We start from the raw sequence: 20,849 nt of genomic DNA, 5'->3' as shown, positions 1-20,849 counted from the left end.
AAAGGGGGCTTAAAATGCCGCTTTTGAAAGCCCCCTTTAGGCCGGGCCGACGTTTCGGGGTTGGGGGCGAAATAAATAAGAATAGAACAGGTTTTCAACTATACCAAATTATGATTTCACTACAGAACGTTTCCAAGTACTACCCCGCCGGTTTCGGTAAGACGTACGTGCTTCGTAATATCACGCTGGATATCAACGAAGGCGAGTTTGTCTCCATCATGGGTCCATCGGGATCGGGAAAATCCACGCTGTTGCACATTCTGGGGATGCTGGAGGAGCCGTCGGAAGGAGAGTACCTGTTTTTCGACCAGCCAGTACAGAAATTGTCGGAGAAACGTCGCACCGAATTGCACCGTAATTACATCGGATTTGTGTTTCAGGCGTATCACCTGATCGACGAACTGACGGTGTATGAAAACATCGAAACACCCCTGCTGTATAAGGGTATGTCGTCGTCGGAACGCAAAAGCCGGGTGGCCGAATTGCTCGACCGGTTTAACATGGTGGCGAAAAAAGACCTATTTCCGTCGCAACTCTCGGGTGGTCAGCAGCAGTTGGTCGGCATTGCCCGCGCCGTGGCGTCGCAGCCGAAGGTGATTTTTGCCGACGAACCCACCGGCAACCTGCATTCCGACCACGCGAAGGAGATCATGGATTTGTTTAAAAAACTGAACAAGGAAGACGGCGTGACCATTGTGCAGGTGACGCACTCAGAAGTGAACGCCGAATACGGCAACCGGATTCTGCGGTTGAAAGATGGCTGGCTGGAATCGTTTCAGGTGCCATCGCTGGAGCGTGAGTAAATAGCTGCGCTATAAATCCGCAAAAACCGGTCTGATTCGATTCATCAGCGTCTCGTCAAACACGGTTTCGCCAATGCGCCGAATCCACTGGATGCCGCTGATGTTGGTGCAGAAAACCGCATCGGCTTTTGCGAGAACGTCCGGCAAGAAGAGTCCTTCCTGCACCGAAAGGCCGTGTTGCGGAGCCCGCCGGATCAGTTGACGACGCAGAATGCCCTCGATGCAGCCACTGGTGGGCGATGGTGTAAAGAGCCCATCGCCCGCCAGCCAGAAGAGGTTCGATGCGATGCACTCCGCGAGGTGGCCGTGCGTATCCAGCAAAATCATATCGTCGGCCTGTTGCTGCTGTTTGGCAATTCCGGCCAACACGTAGGGTAAGGCATTGAGGGTTTTGTAGGCCGAAACCGCTGAGGGTGACAACCGGACGGCGTCGAAGAAGCCCACCGTGGTTTTTTCGGAGAGGGCAAAATCCGGGCCGGGTCGGGTAGTTATCAGGTAGTGGGTCTCAAAACGCGTTGGCGTGTATAGACCTCCGGTTTGTCGCCAGACCTGGAGTTTGATGCGCGAAGTCTGGTCGGGCAGGTGGTTGACTTTCAGGAGTTCGATGACCTGGCTTTGGAGCCTGTCGGGCATGAATTGGGGAGGTAACCGGAGCGAAAGGGCTTCCATTCCACGGGTGAGCCGGTCGTAATGATCCGGCCAGAACCGGACTTCATGGTGTTGGTAACGGAGGGTCTCAAACAAGCCGTCGCCGTACTGAAATGCCCGGTCGTTGGGGGGGAGCCCCACGGCGTCTTCCGGCACTACATCCCCGTTTAAAACCACGTTCATTTGCATTTTCACCGTTTATCTAAAATAGTTAATGAGTACGCAAGATACTTTGTAACATTGAACAACCATGAAGCGATTTACTATCAACAACGGTCCGGCGATCCGGTTTAAAACAACGATCCTGGCATCGCTACTGGGGCTCATCGTGAACGCAACGAATGCCCAGACAACGGTTCAGGCCAGCCAGACGGCTCCGGTTTCCCAGCGGTATTCATTGCGGCAATGTATCGACATCGCCTTGCAAAACAACCTGCAAATCAAGCAGGGCCAATTGGATGTGCAGGGTAGTGCTTTGCAATTACGACAGTCGAAACTGAATCTTCTGCCCAGTGCGAACGGTTTCGCGAATCAGTCGTTCAGCTCCGGCCGGAACATCAACCCGGTAACCAATCAATTCAGTACCTTGTCGATTCGGTCGAACAATTACCAGCTTCAGGGGCAGGTGACGATATTCAATGGTTTCGCCTTGCAAAACACCATCAAACAGAATGATCTGTTTTTGCAATCGACCCAGCAGAATTTAAAGGCCACCCAGAATAACGTCTCTATCCTGGTGGTTCAAAACTACCTAAACGTATTGACGTACCAGGAACAACTCGATATTGCCCGGCGTCAGGTTGAAACATCGCGTGGTCAATTGGATCGCACGACGAAACTGGTCAATGCCGGCACATTGGCGGAGGCCCAACTGTATGACCTGCGTGCGCAGGTGGCCAATGATGAATTGGCGGTTGTGAATGCTCAAAACAACCTGGATCTGGCTAAACTGGCGTTGTTACAGGCAATGAATGTACCCGCGGGCAGCAATGGCCTACCGGCACCGAGCACGCTGGAAGTGGAGAAATACCAACTTGATGATCCGACGCTGGAACCGTATTCGGCAACGGCACAGGCGGTTTATGAAACGGCTCTTCAGTTTATGCCGGACGTAAAAGCCGCCGAACTCCGCGTACGAAGCGATGCCGCGGGCGTAGCAGTCGCCCGGGCTGGTTTATACCCAACGCTTACTTTGAGCGGGTCGGTTAGTACGCTGTATTCAAATGTGGGTTTACAAAAGCAGATTCCGGATGGACAAAGCCAGATCCGTATACCAATTATCTTACCGGATGGTTCCCAGACGGAAATCATTACTCTTCAGGATAATTTCCGATCGGAAAATTATACCTACGGCCAGCAGCTCAACAATAACCTGAACAGAGGGGCATCTTTAAACCTAAATATTCCGATTTTTGGGCGTTTCCAGGCCAGAAACCGGATTACGAGCGCGACCATTACGCAGAAAACGTCGGAAATTGCCGTTGATAATACCAAGCTGACGCTGCGTCAGAACATCGAAACCGCCTATACCAACATGCTGGCCGGTGCTAACCGCTACCGGGCTACCCAGATTCAGGTGGAGTCGCTGGAAAAAGCATTTCAGGCGGCCGAAAGCCGGTTTAATGCCGGGGCGTTAAACTCGGTGGATTATAACATTGCCAAAAATAACCTGGATACCGCCCGCGCCAATCTGGTGCAGGCCAAATTTGACTACGTGTTCCGGACCAAAATTCTTGATTTTTACCAAAATAAACCGTTATCTTTTTAACGAATAATGGACAATGAATAATGAATATTGAATAATTTGCAAGTTCTGCCATTCAGGCGTTTGCGTATTCCGTATCACATTCAGGCTCATTATTCATTGTTCATCTCTATGAAACGCAAATCGAACCGCATCTGGTGGATCTTAGGTGGTATTGTTATTCTGTTGGTAGGTGGTCTGGTGGCCGCCAAACAAACGGGGTTGATCGGTAAAGCCAAACCGGCCGAAGTGGATTTTACCGCTGTCAAAAAAGTGGACATCATCGAACGGGTGAGTGCTTCGGGGCGGGTGCAACCCGAGGTGGAGGTGAAAATCAGCCCGGATGTTTCCGGTGAGATCATTGCCTTATACGTCGCCGAAGGCGACTCGATCAAGCAGGGGCAATTGCTGCTCAAGATCCGGCCCGACAACTACGAGTCGTTGCTGGCCCGCGCCCGCGCCACGGTCAACTCCAGCCGCGCCCAGTATCTGCAAACCAAAGCCCTGGCCGCACAATCGGAAGCCCGTTTGATTCGGGCGAAAGCCAATTATGAACGGAACAAAAAACTGCTGGCCGACAAAGTAATTTCGACCTCGGATTTTGAACAGATTGAAGCCGACTACAACGTGGCCAAGCAGGACATCGAATCCGTTCAGGCCAATATAAAAGCCGCCGAGTTCAACGTCGCCGGTGCCGAAGCCGGTTTGCGCGACGCCACGGAAAACCTGCGTAAAACGACCATCTACGCGCCGGTGAATGGTACGGTTTCCAAACTCAATGTCGAATTGGGCGAACGCGTCGTGGGAACATCGCAGATGGCCGGTACCGAAATGCTCCGGATTGCCAACCTCAACAACATGGAAGTTCGGGTCAACGTCAATGAAAACGATATTGTGCGGGTCAGCCTGGGCGATACGACGGACATCGACGTTGATTCGTATTCGACCACGGGGCGGAAGTTCAAGGGAATTGTTACCGAAATTGCCAATACCGCCAATGGATTGACCGGAACCGGGACCTCTACAGCAAGCATGTCGACCGATGCCGTGACCGAATTTGAAGTCCGCATCAAGGTGCTGAACAGTTCCTACAAGGATTTAATGGCGCAGCGGGCCAAACGCAGCTATCCGCTCAAACCGGGGATGACCGCTTCCGTTGAAATCATTACGGATCGCCGTCCGGGTGTGCTGGCCGTTCCGATTGCCGCCGTAACGACGCGGGGAGCCGCGCAGGAAGCCATGAACCGCAGCCCGAACGACAATAACGACAACAATAACAACAACGGAGAAAAACCGGCTAATCAGGCTCCCGCCAAAAAAGAGGAGATCAAAGAAATTGTGTTTGTTCACCAGAACGGCAAAGTGGTTCAGCGGGAAGTCAAAACCGGCATCAGTGACTTTGAAAACATCGAGGTCAAATCGGGACTGAAAGCGGGTGATGAAGTGATTTCCGGACCCTTCATTGCGGTTTCGAAGCGCCTGAAAGACGGCGACCCGGTGGTGAAACGCGACCCGAATAAGGACAAAAAGACGGAAAAACCGGAAGAATAACTTCCGCTTGAGCGATACGGTTGAAAAAGCGAAAACGCCTGCCTTGTTAAAGGTGCAGGCGTTTTTCGTATTTTGCGGGATCATATTTCAAGAAAAAAGAGAAAAGAGGTGAGACAAAAGACTTCATAACGGGTTGTAGAAGTCTCTGGTCTTTATTCTCACCTCTCTTGTCCACAATAAACACCTATGAATCAACCCGCTCGGATTACCGTCGTGGGCGGTGGCAGTTGGGCCACGGCAATCATTAAAATTCTGTCGGAAGGAAACAACCACATTCGCTGGTGGCTGCGGAGCCAGCGCGATGCCGGGCATATCCGAAAATTTCACCACAATCCGAGTTACCTCAGTGATGTGCAGATCAGTCCGCGCAAGGTGCGGGTTTGTACAAAAATCAAAGACGCACTCAGTACCAGCGACTACATTATTCTGGCGGTTCCGGCGGCTTTTGTCAGCGACGCCCTCCAAGGCGTCAAACCGGAACAACTGGCGGGGAAAAGTATCATTTCGGCGATCAAGGGCATGATTCCGGAAAAAAACCAGTTGATTACCGATTGGGCCGAGCAGGAATTTGGCGTGCCGTCGGGCCGGATTGCCGTGATTGCCGGACCGTGTCACGCGGAGGAGGTAGCTCTCGAAAAACAGTCGTATCTGACCATTGCTTCGCAGAACCTGGATTTTGCGTCGGAAGTAGCCCAGTTCATGAACGGACGGTTTGTGCAGACCTCGGCGCTCGACGACATTTATGGCGTTGAATACTGCGCCGTCATGAAAAACATCATTGCGCTGGCTTGCGGCATCACGCACGGTTTGGGCTACGGCGACAATTTTCAGGCGGTTCTGGTGTCCAACGCCATGCAGGAAATCCGGCGGTTTGTCGATCGGGTGTATCCCATGCAGCGCGATCTGAGCGCGTCGGCGTATCTGGGCGATCTGCTCGTAACGGCCTATTCGCCCTTCAGCCGCAACCGGACGTTCGGGCATCTGATTGGCCGGGGCTACAGCGTGCAGTCGGCCCAAATGGAAATGAATATGATTGCGGAAGGTTATTATGCCGTGAAGAGCATTCACGAAATCAACCAACAGTACAACGTTCTGATGCCGATTATGGAGATGGTGTACACGGTTTTATACGAAAAAACGTCGCCGGTGCTGGCGACGAATGCGTTAAAAACCGTATTGAAGTAAGTTAGAGGAAACTCCGGATGCGGGCGGCTATTTCGCTAAACTCTTCCGGGCTCACTTTCAGCTTGTTGTTGAAATTCATATCCGCCATGCTGTTGATGGGAATCAGGTGGACGTGCGCGTGCGGCACTTCCAGACCCACCACCGCCACGCCAATCCGCTGGCAGGGAACGGCTTTCTCGATCGCGGGTGCAATCTGTTTGGCAAATTTCATCAGTCCGAGATACAGATCCTCATCCAGATCGAAGAGGTAGTCGACCTCCTTTTTCGGAATGACCAGTGTATGCCCTTTCACCGTCGGAAACACGTCCAGAAAGGCGAGGTAATCGTCGGTTTCGGCAATTTTATAAGCCGGAATTTCGCCACTGACAATGCGGGAAAAGATGGAAGCCATGAGGGGAAGGAATAATGAACACTGAATGTCGAATTACGATGTAGCTCCGGATTCGAAACTCAGTGTTCATTTTGAAACTTATCGTCCGATTTCGAGTACTTCAAACTCCAGCGTTCCGGCCGGTACTTTGATTTCGGTGGTGTCGCCCACTTTTTTACCCAGCAATCCCTTGCCAATCGGAGAGCCCACCGAAATCTTTCCTAATTTCAAATCGGCTTCTTCTTCCGACACCAGGGTGTAGGACATCGTCGCGCCGTTTTTGCGATTTTTTATTTTAACCGTCGACAAGACCGACACCTGCGAAGCATCGATCGATGATTCGTCCAGCAGCCGGGCGTTCGAAACAATTTCTTCCATCTTCGAAATCTTCATCTCCAGCAGTCCCTGGGCATCTTTGGCCGCATCATATTCCGCGTTCTCGCTCAAATCTCCTTTGTCGCGTGCTTCGGCAATCTGGCGGGACATATCGCTCCGTCCTTTGGTCTTCAGGTCGTTGAGTTCGGCTTTCAGCCGGTTTAGACCCTCTTCAGTGTAATACGAAATTTTACCCATGTTACATCTACTCTATAAATTTCTTTGCCTTTGGTTTCGCTGCTCCCAAGACCCTACAAGTCCCACTGTAGCCGCTTATTTGGTAGTAAATGGCTACAAAAAAGAAAAGAACGGTTCGCTGACCGTTCTCCATACAAAATCTTGTTTCTTTGTAGGAAGCGTCAGGAGCCTTTCTGCGGAATTGTATGTATAGCTGTTCGACTACTCATAGTGGAACTCAGGAAGACAAAAATAACAATTCTGGAGCATTCTCCCAATGTCCTAATCAGCAATTCGAGCAAATAACCCGTTACTGTTTTGAGAAGTGATTCTTTTCGCATCGTATTTATGGGCACGCCCGATTTTGCGGTCGCCAGCCTGAGCAAACTGCTCGGCGACGGCTGCCAGGTCGTGGCCGTGGTGACAGCGCCCGACCGGCCTTCGGGGCGGGGGCAACAATTGACGGAGTCGCCGGTGAAACGGGCCGCCGTTGCGGCCGGTATTCCGGTTTTGCAGCCCGAGAAACTGCGTGATCCGTTTTTTTTGGAACAACTACAAAGCTATCAGGCTGATTTGCAGGTGGTCGTGGCCTTTCGGATGTTGCCGGAAGTGGTTTGGGCGATGCCCCGGATTGGTACCTTCAACCTGCACGGTTCTTTATTGCCGCAGTACCGCGGAGCGGCTCCGATCAATTGGGCCGTCATCAATGGTGAAAAGGAAACCGGTGTGACGACCTTTTTCATCGAAAAAGAGATTGATACCGGCCAGATGATTTTTCAGGAAACCGAACCCATTCATGCGGATGACACCGCCGGAACGCTTCATGACCGGTTGATGGAAAAAGGAGCCAATCTGGTGCTGAAAACCGTTCGGGCGATTGAAGAAGGCACGTATCCGCGAAAACCACAGCCGCAGGTTGGCGAACTGAAACTCGCTCCAAAAATCCACCGCGAGACCTGTGAGATCAACTGGTTTCAGCCCGCCGAAGCGGTTCGGAATTTTGTGCGGGGTATGTCGCCTTATCCAACGGGCTGGACGAAAATCAACGGGAAGGTCTATAAAATTTATGCAGTGTCGTTTGCGGACCATTCGCCACTTCCGGCCGAACCGGGTGAAGCCTGGTCCGATGGCAAAAAAACGCTGCTCATCAAGGCGGCCGATGGCTGGCTGTCGGTAGACGAATTGCAGGCCGAGGGAAAACGGAAAATGACCGTAGAGGAGTATTTTCGGGGGAATAAAATTTGACGTATGCTAATCAGTTTAATCGCAGCCGTGGCCGAAAACGGCGTTATTGGTCAGAATAATGAGTTGGTCTGGCGTTTGCCCGACGATTTTCGATACTTTAAACAAACGACGTCCCATCACCCGATCCTGATGGGTCGCAAAACGTTCGAATCCCTGGGGAAGCCGCTTTTGAACCGGCTCAATGTCGTGATTACCCGCAATCCGGATTACCGGCCCGACGGCGTCGTGGTGGTCGATTCGTTGGAAAAAGCGCTTGATGAGGCCCGAAAAACCGGTATTGACGAAGCTTTTGTGATTGGTGGTGCCGAAATTTACCGGCAGGCGATTGACTCGGCCGACCGGCTTTATCTGACCGAAGTGAAAGCCTCTTTTGAAGGGGATGTCACCTTTCCGGATTTTGACAAAAGCCACTGGCAGGAAATCAGCCGTCGGCATCATGCCACCGATGAGCGGCACGCCGTGGCGTTTGATTTTGTGGTTTGGGAGCGGAAACCGTGATCCTTAGCGTAATAGACTGAGGGTGAAGGCAAAACCGGGTAGAACATTCTCACCAGAAAGGGTGTTGTCGAAGCCCTGGATAACCTGCACCGAACCGTCAAACCGGTAGACTCGGACGGTTTCGGTTTTAGGGTCAATGAGCCAGGCCAGGCGGCAACCATTGTCGATGTATTCGCGCATTTTGTCCTCTGCCATGCGCAGGACGTCGGATTCGCTCATTAATTCAACCAGGAATTCGGGGCAGATTGGGGGAAATTTGCGTCTTTGTTCGGGGGTAAGCTGATTCCAGGTCTTCTGGCTAATCCAGGAGACATCGGGTGAACGGTCAGCACCGTTGGGGAGCTTGAAGCCAGTCGATGAATCGAAAACCAGCCCTAATTGCGTTTCATCTGACCAAATGTCTAAACGGGAAGTCAATTTAGTATTTCTGCGACCTGTTTCTCCGCCGGTAAGTGCCATAATTTCAATATTGCCATTGGCATCGCGTTCGAATTTGACGTCCGGATTTTCTTCACAGAAATGGTAGAACTCGTCATCGGTCATCGCGCGAAGACGGTCAGCCAGATCCGTACCGGATGGCAAATTTGTGATTTCAATGGGCAAAGTCAGTTTCATAAACCAACGGGTTTTATCAAATATACCAAATTATCCCTTCATAAACCGGATCACCGCCACTTCGGCCAGCAGAAACACCAGGGCGGCAATGACGAAATACTTCCAGAGATTGGTGCCCAGATTTTGTTGCCGAAGTTCCTCCACAAAATCATCGTCCTGAATGCTGTCGAAAACCGCCACATTGGGCTGGTTGGCAAAAATCCGCCGGAGTTCGTCGGGTTTGTAAAACTCCATCTGCGACTCCCGGTTGCCGTGGTTGAAAGCCAGCAACTTCTCGGTTTTGCCATTCAATTGCAGTTCGTAATAACCGGAGGCCAGCTGCTGGCCGTCGTTCAACTGGTTGCTTTTCGGGAGTTCCATCAGCAGTTGCTGCCCGTTGACGCGTTGCACGGGAATGATCTCCAGTTTATCCCGCACCAATTTGTACACGGCATTGGGCGAGGCATTGCTGACGGGGACTTCAATCGTATTGTCATCGAACGAATACGCCGTGCGTTGTGGGCGAACGCTCTGGGCGGCAATTTTGTACATAATCGGCACGAAGAGCGCATGTTGGGCGACATTCCCGTATTCGACGTTCAACGGGCTGGCAAAAATGTAAACCTGTCCGGCCGTCGGGCCGCCCGTGCGGGATTGCGTCAGGTAGGGCGTGCCATTCCGCAGCGTCAGGAGCCGCTCTCCCACCACGCGCCATTGCCAGACCGGGACCGCATTCGGCAGGTTTTCGATGCCCTGTTGATTGGTTTGTTCAAAAATATCGCGGAAAAACGGATTCTGGCGATTCGGAGCCGACAGCGGCTGCTGGGGTGGCAGGGGAGGGGCCTGCGTTTGTAAGCCGCCAACCCCTAAACCGGCAAAAAACGGCGACCAGGTGGCTGCATCCGGTGTTGTCGGCGGAATGATAACCAGACTACCGCCTTGCCGCACAAACCGTTCGAGTTCGCTCCGCAGCGTTCCATTCACCTGATTGACGCCCTCCAGAACCACCAGATCGGCGGTTTTCAACTGACCCACATCCACGTTTTGCGCACTGAAACTCCGGCGAACAAACAGGCTGTCGTTGCCATAAACATTCTCGACGTAATTGGCGTCCGATTTTTGGTCGAACAGGTGCAGAACCCGAATCGAGGGCGATGCCTGAATGACAAAATAATACTCGTTATCGAACGTAATCGGGTAATCTTCGAACGTGATGCGCCCCCGGCGAAACCCTTTCTGGGTCACGTTAAAATTGAGCGTGGCCGTAGCGGCTCCTTTGCCCGGCAGCGTGACGGAAGCCGTAGAAACCTGGGTCTGGTCGATGAAAAGTTTGATGGGCAAATTCCGGACCGACTCATCGCCACTGTTCCGGACGCGGACGTTGAGCGTGTTGTTTTGCATCTCCCGAATGAACGGCGTACTGAGCCAAACCGAGTCGACAAAAACGTTTTTAGTCGGCTGGGTTTCCAGCGGAACGAGGAAAAGCCGGTTGGTCGTATCAACTTTCAGGCGGGATAAATCGCCGGTGGTACTTTTTTGAAAGTCGGAGAACCAAAACAATTGGTTGGTGCCGGTCGGATTGTGTGAGGCCAGCAGGTTCAACTGTCGGCGGTATACATCGGACAACGTGCGGGGCGTATGGGCAAATCGGACGGTGGTGACGCGGTCGCGCAGGGCGTCGGCGGTTCCGACGGTTTGTTCCTGGCTGCTGAAATCGTTGGTGACAAGTTGGAGTGAGGTGGCGTTTCGAAACAATCCCAGCAGTTGATCCAGTTTGCTGGTCGCGATATCCAGGTACCGTTTTTCGTTTAATTCATTCTGCATACTGTACGAATTGTCGAGGTACAGACTCGTCAGGCCCTTCCGCGACAGGCCCAGTTTGCTTTTACTGGGTAGAAACGGTTGGGCGAAAGCCAGCACCAGGCAGATCACAAACAGCGACCGGAACAGCAGGATGAGGTAGTGTTTCAACCGCCGGAACGACTTGGTTTCGGTCTGGACGGTTTTGAGCAGGGCAACGTTGGTAAAAAATACCCGGCGCGTCCGGCGAAAATTAAATAGATGGATGGCGACAGGGACAGAGACCGCCAGGAGCCCAAAGAGAAACGAAGGATATAGAAAACTCATTCAAACGGGTCGTTGTAGCGATTATTTTCTTTAATAACGGCCAAATAAACCAATGTTGTTCTGACCGTTACGAATTTAACAAGAATAGCACGCGGATAACACGAATTGGCCGGATTTACCCGGATAAATCGACGAACGGCTAGTTTACATCGTCGAAATCGATGGTGTAAAAGGCTTCCTGTGTCTGCAACACGTCGGTGTATGTAATCGAACCGGTTTCGTCGCCGATGGTGGTGAATTCCGGAACAGGTGTATGCCCCACAATTTGATGCAGACCGGGCAGGTAATCCGTTGATGTTTCGCGTTTATCAGCCCACAATGGCCCACCGGCTTCGTCAAAACCGCCCCGCAGGGAACTGACGTCAAACAGCGATGTTCGCAACATCCGATCCTGGTGCATTTTGTTCATGGCGTCGGCCAACAGATCCAACGCCTGCAAATTTAGTTCCAGTTTTGGATCGCCTTTAGGGACATGGGCCAGCCAGCGATTCGTCACGCCCGCGTGGGTAAATAGATAGAAACCTTCCTGATGGGCAATCTGAAACAGGGATTGATGTTTTCTAAACAGAGAAGTGAGTGCGGGTTGCATCGACGGCCGAAAACCGGAGCAACGGTAATGCGGAAAATGCAGATACTGAGCATCATGGTTGCCAATGAGCAGAATAATCTTATCGGGAGCCTGCTGCTTGAGCCGGATAATTTGGGAGAGATTTTCTAAAATAGCGTCATCAGTCAGATCGTAGCTGTCGGTATAATCGCCTAGAAAGACCACCTTATCATAGTGTCCTGCGTCGATATGAAGCCAGGAATTCCGTCCGTGGAGGTCAGAGATCGTAATAATTTTCATGAATCTCCAATATATTGAAAAAGCCTTTCCCGCAATTTGCAGGAAAGGCTTTTTTTATCGTGTTGTACCGAATGGCTTATAACGTCCGTTTCACTTCTTTCAGTTCGAAGCTTTCGATGATGTCGCCGACCATAATATCGTTGAAATTCTTGATACTCAAGCCGCACTCATAGCCAAACCGCACTTCGTTAACATCTTCTTTGTACCGTTTCAGGGCGCTGATTTCGCCGGTATGAACCACGATGAAGTCGCGAACGATGCGGACTTTGTTGTTCCGTTTGATGATTCCTTCCGTTACCATACAACCGGCTACTGTTCCAACGCGGCTGATCTTGAACACATCGCGCACTTCGATATTGCCAACGATGACCTCTTCGGTGGTGGGGGCCAACATGCCTTCCATCGCATCCCGGATTTCGCCGATGGCATCGTAGATGATGGAGTACAGGCGAATTTCGATCTGCTCCTGTTCGGCCAGACGACGGGCACTGACCGAAGGCCGTACCTGGAAGCCGACAATGATCGCATCCGACGCCGACGCCAGCAGGATATCCGATTCGGAAATCTGACCCACGGCTTTGTGGATGATGTTGACCTGTACTTCTTCCGTCGAAAGCTGCAACAGCGAATCGGAAAGGGCTTCTACCGAACCGTCCACGTCACCTTTCACAATCACGTTCAGTTCTTTGAAGTTACCGATGGCTTTCCGGCGACCGATTTCTTCCAGCGTAATGTGTTTGCGGGTACGCAGATTTTGCTCACGCAGCAATTGCTCCCGTTTGTTGGCAATTTCGCGGGCTTCACGCTCCGTTTCCATCACGTTGAACTTATCCCCGGACTGCGGAGCACCCGGCAGACCCAGGATTTGCACCGGCGTCGATGGCCCGGCTGCTTTCAGGCGCTGACCAATGTCGTCGGTCATAGCCCGAATGCGGCCAAAGTGCGCACCCACCAGCACGATGTCGCCCTGTCTGAGCGTACCGGTTTGCACCAGCATCGTGGTTACATAACCCCGGCCTTTGTCCAGCTCGGCTTCAATGACGGTTCCGGTCGCTTTTTTGTTCGGGTTGGCTTTCAGATCGAGCAATTCAGCTTCGAGCAATACTTTCTCCAACAGTTCCGAAATACCCAAACCGGATTTTGACGAGATTTCCTGTGTCTGGTATTTCCCACCCCATTCTTCAACGAGCATGTTCATCTGCGACAGTTCTTCCCGCACTTTTTCCGTATTGGCACCCGGTTTATCGACCTTGCTGAAGGCAAACACGATGGGCACACCAGCGACCTGTGCGTGGTTGATAGCCTCGCGGGTTTGTGGCATGACGCTGTCGTCTGCAGCAATAACGATGATAACAATGTCGGTTACCTGCGCACCCCGTGCCCGCATGGCCGTAAAGGCTTCGTGACCCGGCGTATCGAGGAACGTAATCATGCGGTCGTCCGTGGTTTTTACGCTGTAGGCACCAATGTGCTGCGTAATCCCCCCGGCTTCCCCGGCCGCAACGCGCGTCCGGCGGATGTAGTCAAGCAGCGAGGTTTTACCGTGATCGACGTGACCCATGATGGTTACAATCGGCGCGCGGTGTACCAGATCTTCTTCGTTATCCGGTTCATCGACCAGACCCGATTCGATCTCTTCCTCGGCAGAGACAAATTGTACTTCGTAATCGAATTCATCGGCAATGACCGTAATCGCTTCGGCATCGAGACGCTGGTTGATGGATACAAACATCCCCAGGCTCATACAGGTGGCAATCACTTCGTTGACCGACACATCCATCAGCGACGCAAGGTCATTGGCGGATACGAATTCGGTTACTTTCAGGATTTTTGCTTCTTCGTTTTCCTGGTCGATCCGCTCGCGTTCGCGTTCGGCGCGTTCCTGGCGACGATCCCGGCGACGGTCTGCACCCCGATTCGGTTTGTTACCGGTCATCCGGGCCTGCGTTGCCTTGATCGAATCTTTTACTTCGCGTTGGGTTGGCTCTTCCCGGCGGTCACGCGTACCACCCCGGGCTCCGGCTTTTCCTTTATTAGCGGTTCCGGCACCCGTTCCCGTAGCTGGCTTATTGGCCTGACCCGGTGGTTGGTTGCGGTTGGTGGGTGCGTTCGCATCCCGGGTGCGCGGTGCGCCACCCTGACCCTGCGGTTGGACTGCTCCGCCGGTTGCCGGGGCTCCACCGACCGGATCCCGGCGCAGGCGTTTGCGTTTGCGTTTTTTATCCCGTTCGTCGGTTGACGCAACCGGGCCATTTTGTTTCTTCGAGCGTTCAGAAGGCAGTTCGATGGTTCCCAAAACCGTCAGACCACGCAGTTGTTCACCCCGGGCGCGGATGGTTTCGACTGGCTCATCGATCGGCAGATCAACGACAGGTTCGGGCTGAACCGGTGTTTCTTCCATTCGGGGCGCAACGGGCCGTGGTTCTACAGGACGCGGAGGCTGTTGGCCCCTGTTGTCCTGCGGACGGTTCCGGTCACGATCGGACGGGCGATTGCCACCCTGTCCCTGGCCTGGAATACCGGCACGGTTTTGATCACCGGCCCGGTTATCGGGCCGCTGGCCATCCGGTCGGGAACCCGCATTCCGCTGGTCATTCCGGTTGGGTTGTTGACCGGATCGGTTATCGGGCCGCTGGCCATCCGGCCGGGGACCCGCATTCCGTTGATCATTCCGGTTGGGTTGCTGCTGCCGTGCATTCGGGTCGTTGGGCCGTTGCGAGGGCTGCGGAGAGGGTTTCCTCTCCAGGTCGATTTTACCCAAAACCGTCAATCCCGGCAATCGGGGACTGGAGATTTCCGGCTGGGCGGGTTCTTTACTTTCCGGTGAGGTCACTTGCGGACGATTTTCAACCTGAGGGGTTTCGATTGGGCGTGGGGGCTCAACCGGTGTTGGTGCCACAGGCTGAATAGGTTCCGGTTTATTCTCTATAACGGGTACAGGAGCCACTGCTTCCGGTTTAGGAGCAGGTGCTGGTGTCGGCGCAGGAGGAGTTTCCTTTGGTTCAACCGGCGCGGGCTGCTGACGGGCTTCAACAGGAACTGGCTGGGGCGGAGCCACGGGTGCCGGGGCCGGTTCTGGCTTGGGCTGGCTCGGCTCTGGGGCCTTTGCTGCTACAACGGGTTCTGGTTGGGTAACCGGCTGCGGTTTCGGGATCACCGGCGCTTCCTGTACAGGGGCAGGCTTGGGAACAACCGGGTTGGCAACAGGCTGAGGTGGCACCGGCTGGGAAGGCCGGGCGGGTTCGCTGCGGAAATATTGCGGCAAATCATCATCTTCCCGACGTTTGGGTTCGGGCACAAAAGTCTCTGAAGCTGGTTTGCGAACAGCTCCACCATTCAACAGTTCAGTATTACCGAATTCTTTCGCCAAGATTTCCACTTGATCCGTAGAAATCTTGCCGTTAGGGTTACTATCAACCTTAATCCCTTTGGCAGAAAGACGACTCACCACAGTAGACGAACCTACTCCGAGTATTTTTGCCACTTGGCTAAGGCGCATGGATTTATCTTCTGCCATACAAATGGTTTAGAATGAAAAAAGCATTTTAATGATACACTATGTATGATGAACGATGAATGGATCGACTTAATTCATCGTTCATCCTCAATAGTTCATCATTTTACTCAAATTCCTGGCGTAAAATCGCCAGAATCTCTTCAACCGTATCTTCTTCCAGATCCGTCATCCGGACAAGTTCTTCTTTCGAACGGGCCAGCACGCTCTTGGCGGTGTCCAACCCAACCCGGCGCAGTTCCTCGATCATCCAGTTGTCGATTTCGTCGTTGAATTCTGACAAATCAACGTCCTCATCGTCTTCCTGCCCTTCGACATCCCGGAACACGTCGATCTCCATCCCCACCAGCCGACCGGCGAGTTTGATATTCTGACCGCCTTTTCCGATGGCCAGCGAAACCTGATCGGGTTTCAGGAAAACCGATACGCGTTTGGCTTCGCGGTCAACAGTCATCGTACTGATTTTGGCCGGACTCAACGCCCGGCTGATCAGCAGTTCAAAGTTGTCGGTATAGTTGATAACGTCAATATTCTCGTTACCCAGTTCCCGCACAATGCTGTGAATCCGTGATCCCTTCATCCCGACGCACGCGCCCACCGGATCAATCCGGTCGTCGTACGATTCCACGGCGACTTTGGCCCGCTCACCCGGTTCGCGAACGATCCGGCGAATGGAAATCAGTCCGTCGTAGATCTCCGGAATTTCGTTCTCAAACAGGCGTTCCAGAAAAACCGGCGATGTCCGGGATAAAACGATCTTGGGCGTGCCATTGATCATTTCAACCCGGTGGACAACGGCCTTGGTGGTTTCCCCTTTCCGATACCGGTCTTTCGGAATTTGCTCGCTTTTGGGAAGGCTGATTTCATTGCCTTCATTGTCGAGCAAAATTACTTCATTTTTAAGCAATTGGTAAACTTCTGCGTTCAGTAAATCACCAACCTGGTTTTTATATTTGTCGTAAAGAATCTCTTTCTCCAGATCTTTGATCTTCTGAATCAAGGTTTGGCGGGCGGTTTGCACAACCCGGCGGCCAAAATCCTCCAGCTTTACTTCTTCGGCTACTTCTTCACCCACTTCAAAGTCGGCCTGAATTTTACGGGCTTCTGCCAGCGGGATTTTGTCATAATCCCAGATGTCTTCCGAATTGTCATCCACAATCTCGCGGGTGCGCCACATTTCGAGGTCACCGCTTTCGGCGTTGATGATAACGTCAAAGTTTTCGTCAGTGCCGTATTTCTTGCGAATCATCGTCCGGAATACATCTTCCAGAATCTTGATCATGGTCGGGCGGTCGATATTTTTCGACCGTGCAAACTCTGCAAACGACTCAATGAGTACTCCGCTATCCATCATTTCAGTTCTCAGTTTTCAGTGTAGGGATTCAGTTATAGGTTTCCAGTCAGAATAAACAGAAACTACGAACTGAAAACGCGACTTAGAAACCGACCTTCCTTTATTTAAATGAAACTTGTATTGTGCTCTTCTTTATTTCGGTAAACGGGATGGCCGTCGGTTCGATCGGAGGATCGTTTTTCTTCGGTTTTTTGAGCGGTATTTCGGTGATCACAATGTGATCGTCGCCGATGCTCTCCAGTTTTCCTTTCCGAATCTGACCGTCGTTCAGCAACACCTCCACCTCACGACCTACGTTTTTCAGATACTGTCGTCTCAACACCAGGGGTTCATCCACACCCGGCGACGATACTTCCAGGGTAAACGCCTGTCCGTCAAATACTTCCAACTCTTCCAATTGGTTGCCCAACTGACGGCTGATTCCCGCGCATTCCTCAATAGTGATTCCGGTATCGCTATCCAGCAAGACGGTTATTTTAGCACGAGTACGGGAAGGGGATACCTGAATGCCAACGATAAAATACTGATCTTCGTTCAGATACGGCTGTAACAGTTCGTTGACTTTCGCCTTTACATCCATAAATTAACAAAAAAGGGAGTCGAAAACTCCCTGCCATGCACAAATGCTGATAAGTGGTGCAAAGATAAGTATTTTATGAATTGTTTCCCAATCAAATTGCCGAACTGCCGCTAACAATTTTTACGGCTGATTAAACGGGCTATTTTCCGAACAAACGTTCGTAACTTTGTACTCCTACGCCCTACATCTGTCGTTACTGAAAAAAGGCGGTCTGCGTGACCCGCACCCATCTGATTCGTTCGTATGAAATTTTCGCTTAGGCTTGGCGTACTGGTTTCTTCGTTTTTTTCGTCGCTGCTCTGGTCGCTGAACCTGTTGTTATTTCTGTATACTCTGCTGGTTTATTACCTGCTCTACGAAGTGCCGATTGGACACTGGACCGCCAGTATCCTGATGATTTCATTGCCCGTCGCCTGGGCCTGCAATCTGTTTTTTATCCTGTTCTGGGTTTTGGTTCGCCCCTGGCGGGCCGTGCTTCCCGTGCTCACGATGCTGATCGGTATTCCGTTCTGGCGACGCACCCTGACGTATAGCCAGCCAGGCAGCAACAGCGAGAAACGCCCGACGCTGCAGGTCATGAGCTACAACGCAATGGGGTTCAACAAATACGACATCGTGGATACCCAGCGCCCCGATGATGCCAACAACATGATTGAATGGGTTCTGAAGGAGCCGTCAGACGTGAAGTGTTTCCAGGAATTTTACAACGACAATAGTTCGGTCGTCTTCAAAACCATCCGGCGGCTGGAGAAAGCCGGGTATCCGTATTATGCCGTGCTGCATCCGCCGGAACGGGAGGGGCCGGGGAAGTTTTTCGGCGTGGCGGTTTTTTCGCGCTACCCCATCGTGAAGCGGGGCGATGAAGTATTCGATAATTTCAACGGGCTGGTTTGGGCGGATGTCAAGGTGGGAGCCGACACCGTCCGGGTAATCAGTGTTCACATGCAGTCGATGGGCATTCGGGTGGGTGGAATGCTGGATCAAACCGAAACCAACCGGGTCAAAAGCAACACACGGACGGTTTTACGGCAGCTCCGGCAGGGCCTGACCCTGCGCCGAAACCAAATTGTACGGCTCGAAGAGTATTACCGGAACAGCCCGCATCCCATTATCATCTGTGGCGATTTCAACGACACGCCCTACAGTTATACCTACGGAAAGCTGCGTCGGCTGCTTCGCAATGCCTTCGAAGATGCGGGGCGCGGATTTGGTTTTAGTTTCAACAAATCTCCTGGTTTTCTCCGCATCGACAACCAGTTTTACAACGCCCGGTTTCTGGAACCGCTCAACTACATCACCTACCGCGACGTCAAATTCTCCGACCATTACCCCATCATGGCCCAGTACGCCATCAAACCGCGCGAAATCAGCAAAGACCGGACGCCGAGAACCCACGTAGAGTTTGATTTTTAACTAATTGGAAAGTAAATAACGAACTTTGAATAACGAATATTGAAGAAAACACAGAACGGTTATTTTTCCGTCTCTCCACAATTCGACGTTCGATATTCGGTATTCAATATTCGTTATTCAGAGCTCTATGGATGGGCATCGACCCAGACCTGGCCGTCTTCAAAAATCTCTTTTTTCCAGATCGGAACCTGTTGTTTGAGGGTGTCGATGATATAGCGGCAGGCATCGAACGCATCGGCCCGGTGGGGCGTGGCCACAGCAATCAGAACGGCTATGTCACCAATGGCCAGATTGCCTTTGCGGTGAATGATGGCGTACTTCCGGACGTCCCAGCGCTGGCAGGCTTCGTCGGCGATTTCCTGCATCTTGGTTAAGGCCATGCGGTCATACGCTTCGTATTCCAGCCGCTCGACCACTCGCTCGTTGGTGCTGTCGCGAACCGTTCCGAAGAAAAACGTAATGGCCCCGGCCGCATCCGTCGAAACGTATCGGTAAGCCGCATTCATATCGATGGGATCAGTCGTAATCGAAACCATAGGGGAATGATGGATGATGAACGATGAGTTATGAGTGATGGACGATGGCGTTAGTCCATTCATCGTTCATCATTCTATTTTAGCCTCCGCTGACGGGCGGGATGAGGGCGATTTCGTCGTTGGGATGGATCGGTTGATCCGCTTCGGCGTATTCGCCGTTGACAGCCACCAGCAAGGACCGGAGGCCAGTCAACGCGGGATAGTGTTCTTTCAGATTACGCAGTAATTCGCCCACCTGGCCGGGTTGTGGCAAGTCGAGTGTGAGGGCCGAAGTGCCGACAATCTCGCGGGTGATACCAAAAAGCTGAACAGAAATTCGATTGCTCATGCCCAAAGATACAAAACAGAACGCGGGTTTGGAAATGGCGAAACCGCTTACCGGAGTTCGAACAGCAGAACCACCTCGCCCCCCAACTCGATCTGATCGCCGTGCTGAAGCGGGTAGCCCATCCCGGCAATGTCAGCCCGCTCGATGGTGTTGTCGGGGTGCATGATTTTCGTCTTGTTGCCGCTGGCGGGCAGCCCCCCCGGATCGACCAGCAGGGCGTATTGTTTCTGCCCGGAATCATACCGGATCGTGGCATGCGCCCGGCTAACTGCCCCATTTCCGGCCCCTTTATCCGGGTCAAAACCGGCATCGTCATCGTTGAGAATCACGATGTCGTTGGTTCGCACCCGGCCCGAGTTGGTTTGGGCGGTATGCCCGCGACCGATGCAGAACGTGCCTTTTTGAGACGAATCAAGAAGATATTCTTCCTGCTCCGTCTGGCCTACCAGTGCCACAATCCGGGCCAGCAGCGGAGCGGCATCCGACTTCGATTGATCCTCGACAAGCAAACCCAGGTTGCCTTCCCGGTAGGTTGTGGCTGGCCATTCATTTGCAAAAAGTGCATAGTCGAACCGCCAATTTTTGGGCAAAACGATGTAATTGTCGGCCAGCAGGCGGTTTAATTCCCGCTGGAACTTCCCCGGCTGGTTGGCCCAAAAAACCACACGGTAGAGTTCTTCCTCCTCCGGGCTTGCACAAAAAATCACAAGCTTGAGTCCCACCGGAGCGGTTTCCGGCTCGTTCTGGTAAGCCCGCAGTTTGTTGATCACAAACCGGATGAGCTGATCACGGCGCGGAGCAGCCGGGGGGGGGCCGGACGGAGCCGATTTGGGAATAACGGGGGTCGGTTCGACCTGCCTGACCACCTCCGCCGGGCGTTCCGCAGCGGCTGGCGGTTCTGCCGCTGCAAATCCGAATAGTTTCTTTACTGTGTCCAGAATGCTCATAAAAAGGGACGGT

General features: G+C 52.5%; 19 protein-coding genes. 7 read left to right on the top strand and 12 right to left on the bottom strand.

Features of this window, described 5'->3' with window-relative positions; genetic code table 11:
* Positions 1-110: 110 nt before the first annotated feature.
* Positions 111-803, top strand: coding sequence for an ABC transporter ATP-binding protein (locus ACO064_RS10815; RefSeq protein WP_114409932.1), 693 nt, complete (start codon positions 111-113; stop codon positions 801-803).
* A 9-nt stretch (positions 804-812) separates the two neighbouring features.
* On the opposite strand, the gene ACO064_RS10810 is transcribed toward ACO064_RS10815, so the two are convergent.
* Positions 813-1,634 carry an aminotransferase class IV gene (locus ACO064_RS10810; protein ID WP_421827380.1) on the bottom strand — a complete coding sequence of 274 codons (822 nt, stop codon included), beginning with the start codon at positions 1,632-1,634 and terminating at the stop codon, positions 813-815.
* 67 nt (positions 1,635-1,701) lie between these two features.
* Here ACO064_RS10810 and ACO064_RS10805 point away from each other — a divergent pair, with 67 nt between their 5' ends.
* From ACO064_RS10805 to ACO064_RS10795, 3 genes are all read left to right on the top strand, one after another.
* Positions 1,702-3,219, top strand: coding sequence for a TolC family protein (locus tag ACO064_RS10805; protein ID WP_421827379.1), 1,518 nt, complete (start codon positions 1,702-1,704; stop codon positions 3,217-3,219).
* 108 nt (positions 3,220-3,327) lie between these two features.
* Entirely contained in the window at positions 3,328-4,746 is a 1,419-nt protein-coding gene (locus ACO064_RS10800; RefSeq protein ID WP_421827378.1) for an efflux RND transporter periplasmic adaptor subunit, read from the top strand.
* Positions 4,747-4,932: 186 nt separating this feature from the next.
* Positions 4,933-5,931 (top strand): NAD(P)H-dependent glycerol-3-phosphate dehydrogenase, encoded by a 999-nt coding sequence (locus tag ACO064_RS10795; RefSeq protein ID WP_421827377.1) that lies wholly within the window; start codon positions 4,933-4,935, stop codon positions 5,929-5,931.
* Between the two features lies 1 nt (position 5,932).
* On the opposite strand, the gene ACO064_RS10790 is transcribed toward ACO064_RS10795, so the two are convergent.
* Positions 5,933-6,322 (bottom strand): HIT family protein, encoded by a 390-nt coding sequence (locus ACO064_RS10790; protein ID WP_421827376.1) that lies wholly within the window; start codon positions 6,320-6,322, stop codon positions 5,933-5,935.
* A 78-nt stretch (positions 6,323-6,400) separates the two neighbouring features.
* Positions 6,401-6,874 carry a transcription elongation factor GreA gene (gene greA / locus ACO064_RS10785; protein ID WP_114409926.1) on the bottom strand — a complete coding sequence of 158 codons (474 nt, stop codon included), beginning with the start codon at positions 6,872-6,874 and terminating at the stop codon, positions 6,401-6,403.
* 297 nt (positions 6,875-7,171) lie between these two features.
* On the opposite strand from greA, the gene fmt reads away from it, so the two are divergent.
* A complete protein-coding gene (gene fmt / locus ACO064_RS10780; protein WP_421827375.1) occupies positions 7,172-8,098 on the top strand; it encodes a methionyl-tRNA formyltransferase in 927 nt (308 codons plus the stop codon).
* 3 nt (positions 8,099-8,101) lie between these two features.
* Positions 8,102-8,596 (top strand): dihydrofolate reductase, encoded by a 495-nt coding sequence (locus ACO064_RS10775; RefSeq protein ID WP_421827374.1) that lies wholly within the window; start codon positions 8,102-8,104, stop codon positions 8,594-8,596.
* A 3-nt stretch (positions 8,597-8,599) separates the two neighbouring features.
* Here the strand turns inward: ACO064_RS10775 and ACO064_RS10770 are convergent, their stop codons facing one another.
* The 6 genes from ACO064_RS10770 to rimP form a co-directional block, all read right to left on the bottom strand.
* The gene (locus tag ACO064_RS10770) at positions 8,600-9,211 is read right to left on the bottom strand and encodes a Uma2 family endonuclease (RefSeq protein WP_421827373.1); all 612 of its coding nucleotides are present in this window, start codon (positions 9,209-9,211) and stop codon (positions 8,600-8,602) included.
* A 30-nt stretch (positions 9,212-9,241) separates the two neighbouring features.
* A complete protein-coding gene (locus ACO064_RS10765) occupies positions 9,242-11,317 on the bottom strand; it encodes a BatA domain-containing protein (RefSeq protein ID WP_421827372.1) in 2,076 nt (691 codons plus the stop codon).
* 139 nt (positions 11,318-11,456) lie between these two features.
* Entirely contained in the window at positions 11,457-12,164 is a 708-nt protein-coding gene (locus tag ACO064_RS10760) for a metallophosphoesterase (protein WP_421827371.1), read from the bottom strand.
* A 76-nt stretch (positions 12,165-12,240) separates the two neighbouring features.
* A complete protein-coding gene (gene infB, locus ACO064_RS10755) occupies positions 12,241-15,681 on the bottom strand; it encodes a translation initiation factor IF-2 (protein ID WP_421827370.1) in 3,441 nt (1,146 codons plus the stop codon).
* A 103-nt stretch (positions 15,682-15,784) separates the two neighbouring features.
* Positions 15,785-17,029 carry a transcription termination factor NusA gene (nusA, locus tag ACO064_RS10750; protein ID WP_114409919.1) on the bottom strand — a complete coding sequence of 415 codons (1,245 nt, stop codon included), beginning with the start codon at positions 17,027-17,029 and terminating at the stop codon, positions 15,785-15,787.
* 103 nt (positions 17,030-17,132) lie between these two features.
* The gene (rimP, locus tag ACO064_RS10745) at positions 17,133-17,612 is read right to left on the bottom strand and encodes a ribosome maturation factor RimP (RefSeq protein WP_114409918.1); all 480 of its coding nucleotides are present in this window, start codon (positions 17,610-17,612) and stop codon (positions 17,133-17,135) included.
* Positions 17,613-17,855: 243 nt separating this feature from the next.
* Between rimP and ACO064_RS10740 the strand changes: the two genes are divergently transcribed.
* A complete protein-coding gene (locus tag ACO064_RS10740) occupies positions 17,856-19,025 on the top strand; it encodes an endonuclease/exonuclease/phosphatase family protein (protein ID WP_421827369.1) in 1,170 nt (389 codons plus the stop codon).
* 125 nt (positions 19,026-19,150) lie between these two features.
* Here the strand turns inward: ACO064_RS10740 and ACO064_RS10735 are convergent, their stop codons facing one another.
* From ACO064_RS10735 to ACO064_RS10725, 3 genes are all read right to left on the bottom strand, one after another.
* Positions 19,151-19,561, bottom strand: coding sequence for a molybdenum cofactor biosynthesis protein MoaE (locus tag ACO064_RS10735; protein ID WP_421831010.1), 411 nt, complete (start codon positions 19,559-19,561; stop codon positions 19,151-19,153).
* Positions 19,562-19,640: 79 nt separating this feature from the next.
* Complete coding sequence (gene moaD, locus ACO064_RS10730) at positions 19,641-19,889, bottom strand: molybdopterin converting factor subunit 1 (protein WP_421827368.1); 249 nt, start codon at positions 19,887-19,889, stop codon at positions 19,641-19,643.
* 47 nt (positions 19,890-19,936) lie between these two features.
* Entirely contained in the window at positions 19,937-20,836 is a 900-nt protein-coding gene (locus tag ACO064_RS10725; protein WP_421827367.1) for an FHA domain-containing protein, read from the bottom strand.
* Positions 20,837-20,849: the final 13 nt, after the last annotated feature.

Origin of the sequence: Larkinella sp. (genome assembly GCF_965227735.1) — a bacterium.
Taxonomy (GTDB): domain Bacteria; phylum Bacteroidota; class Bacteroidia; order Cytophagales; family Spirosomataceae; genus Larkinella.
The sequence above is the reverse complement of the archived record's forward strand: the minus strand, read 5'-3'. Positions and strand labels throughout refer to the sequence as shown.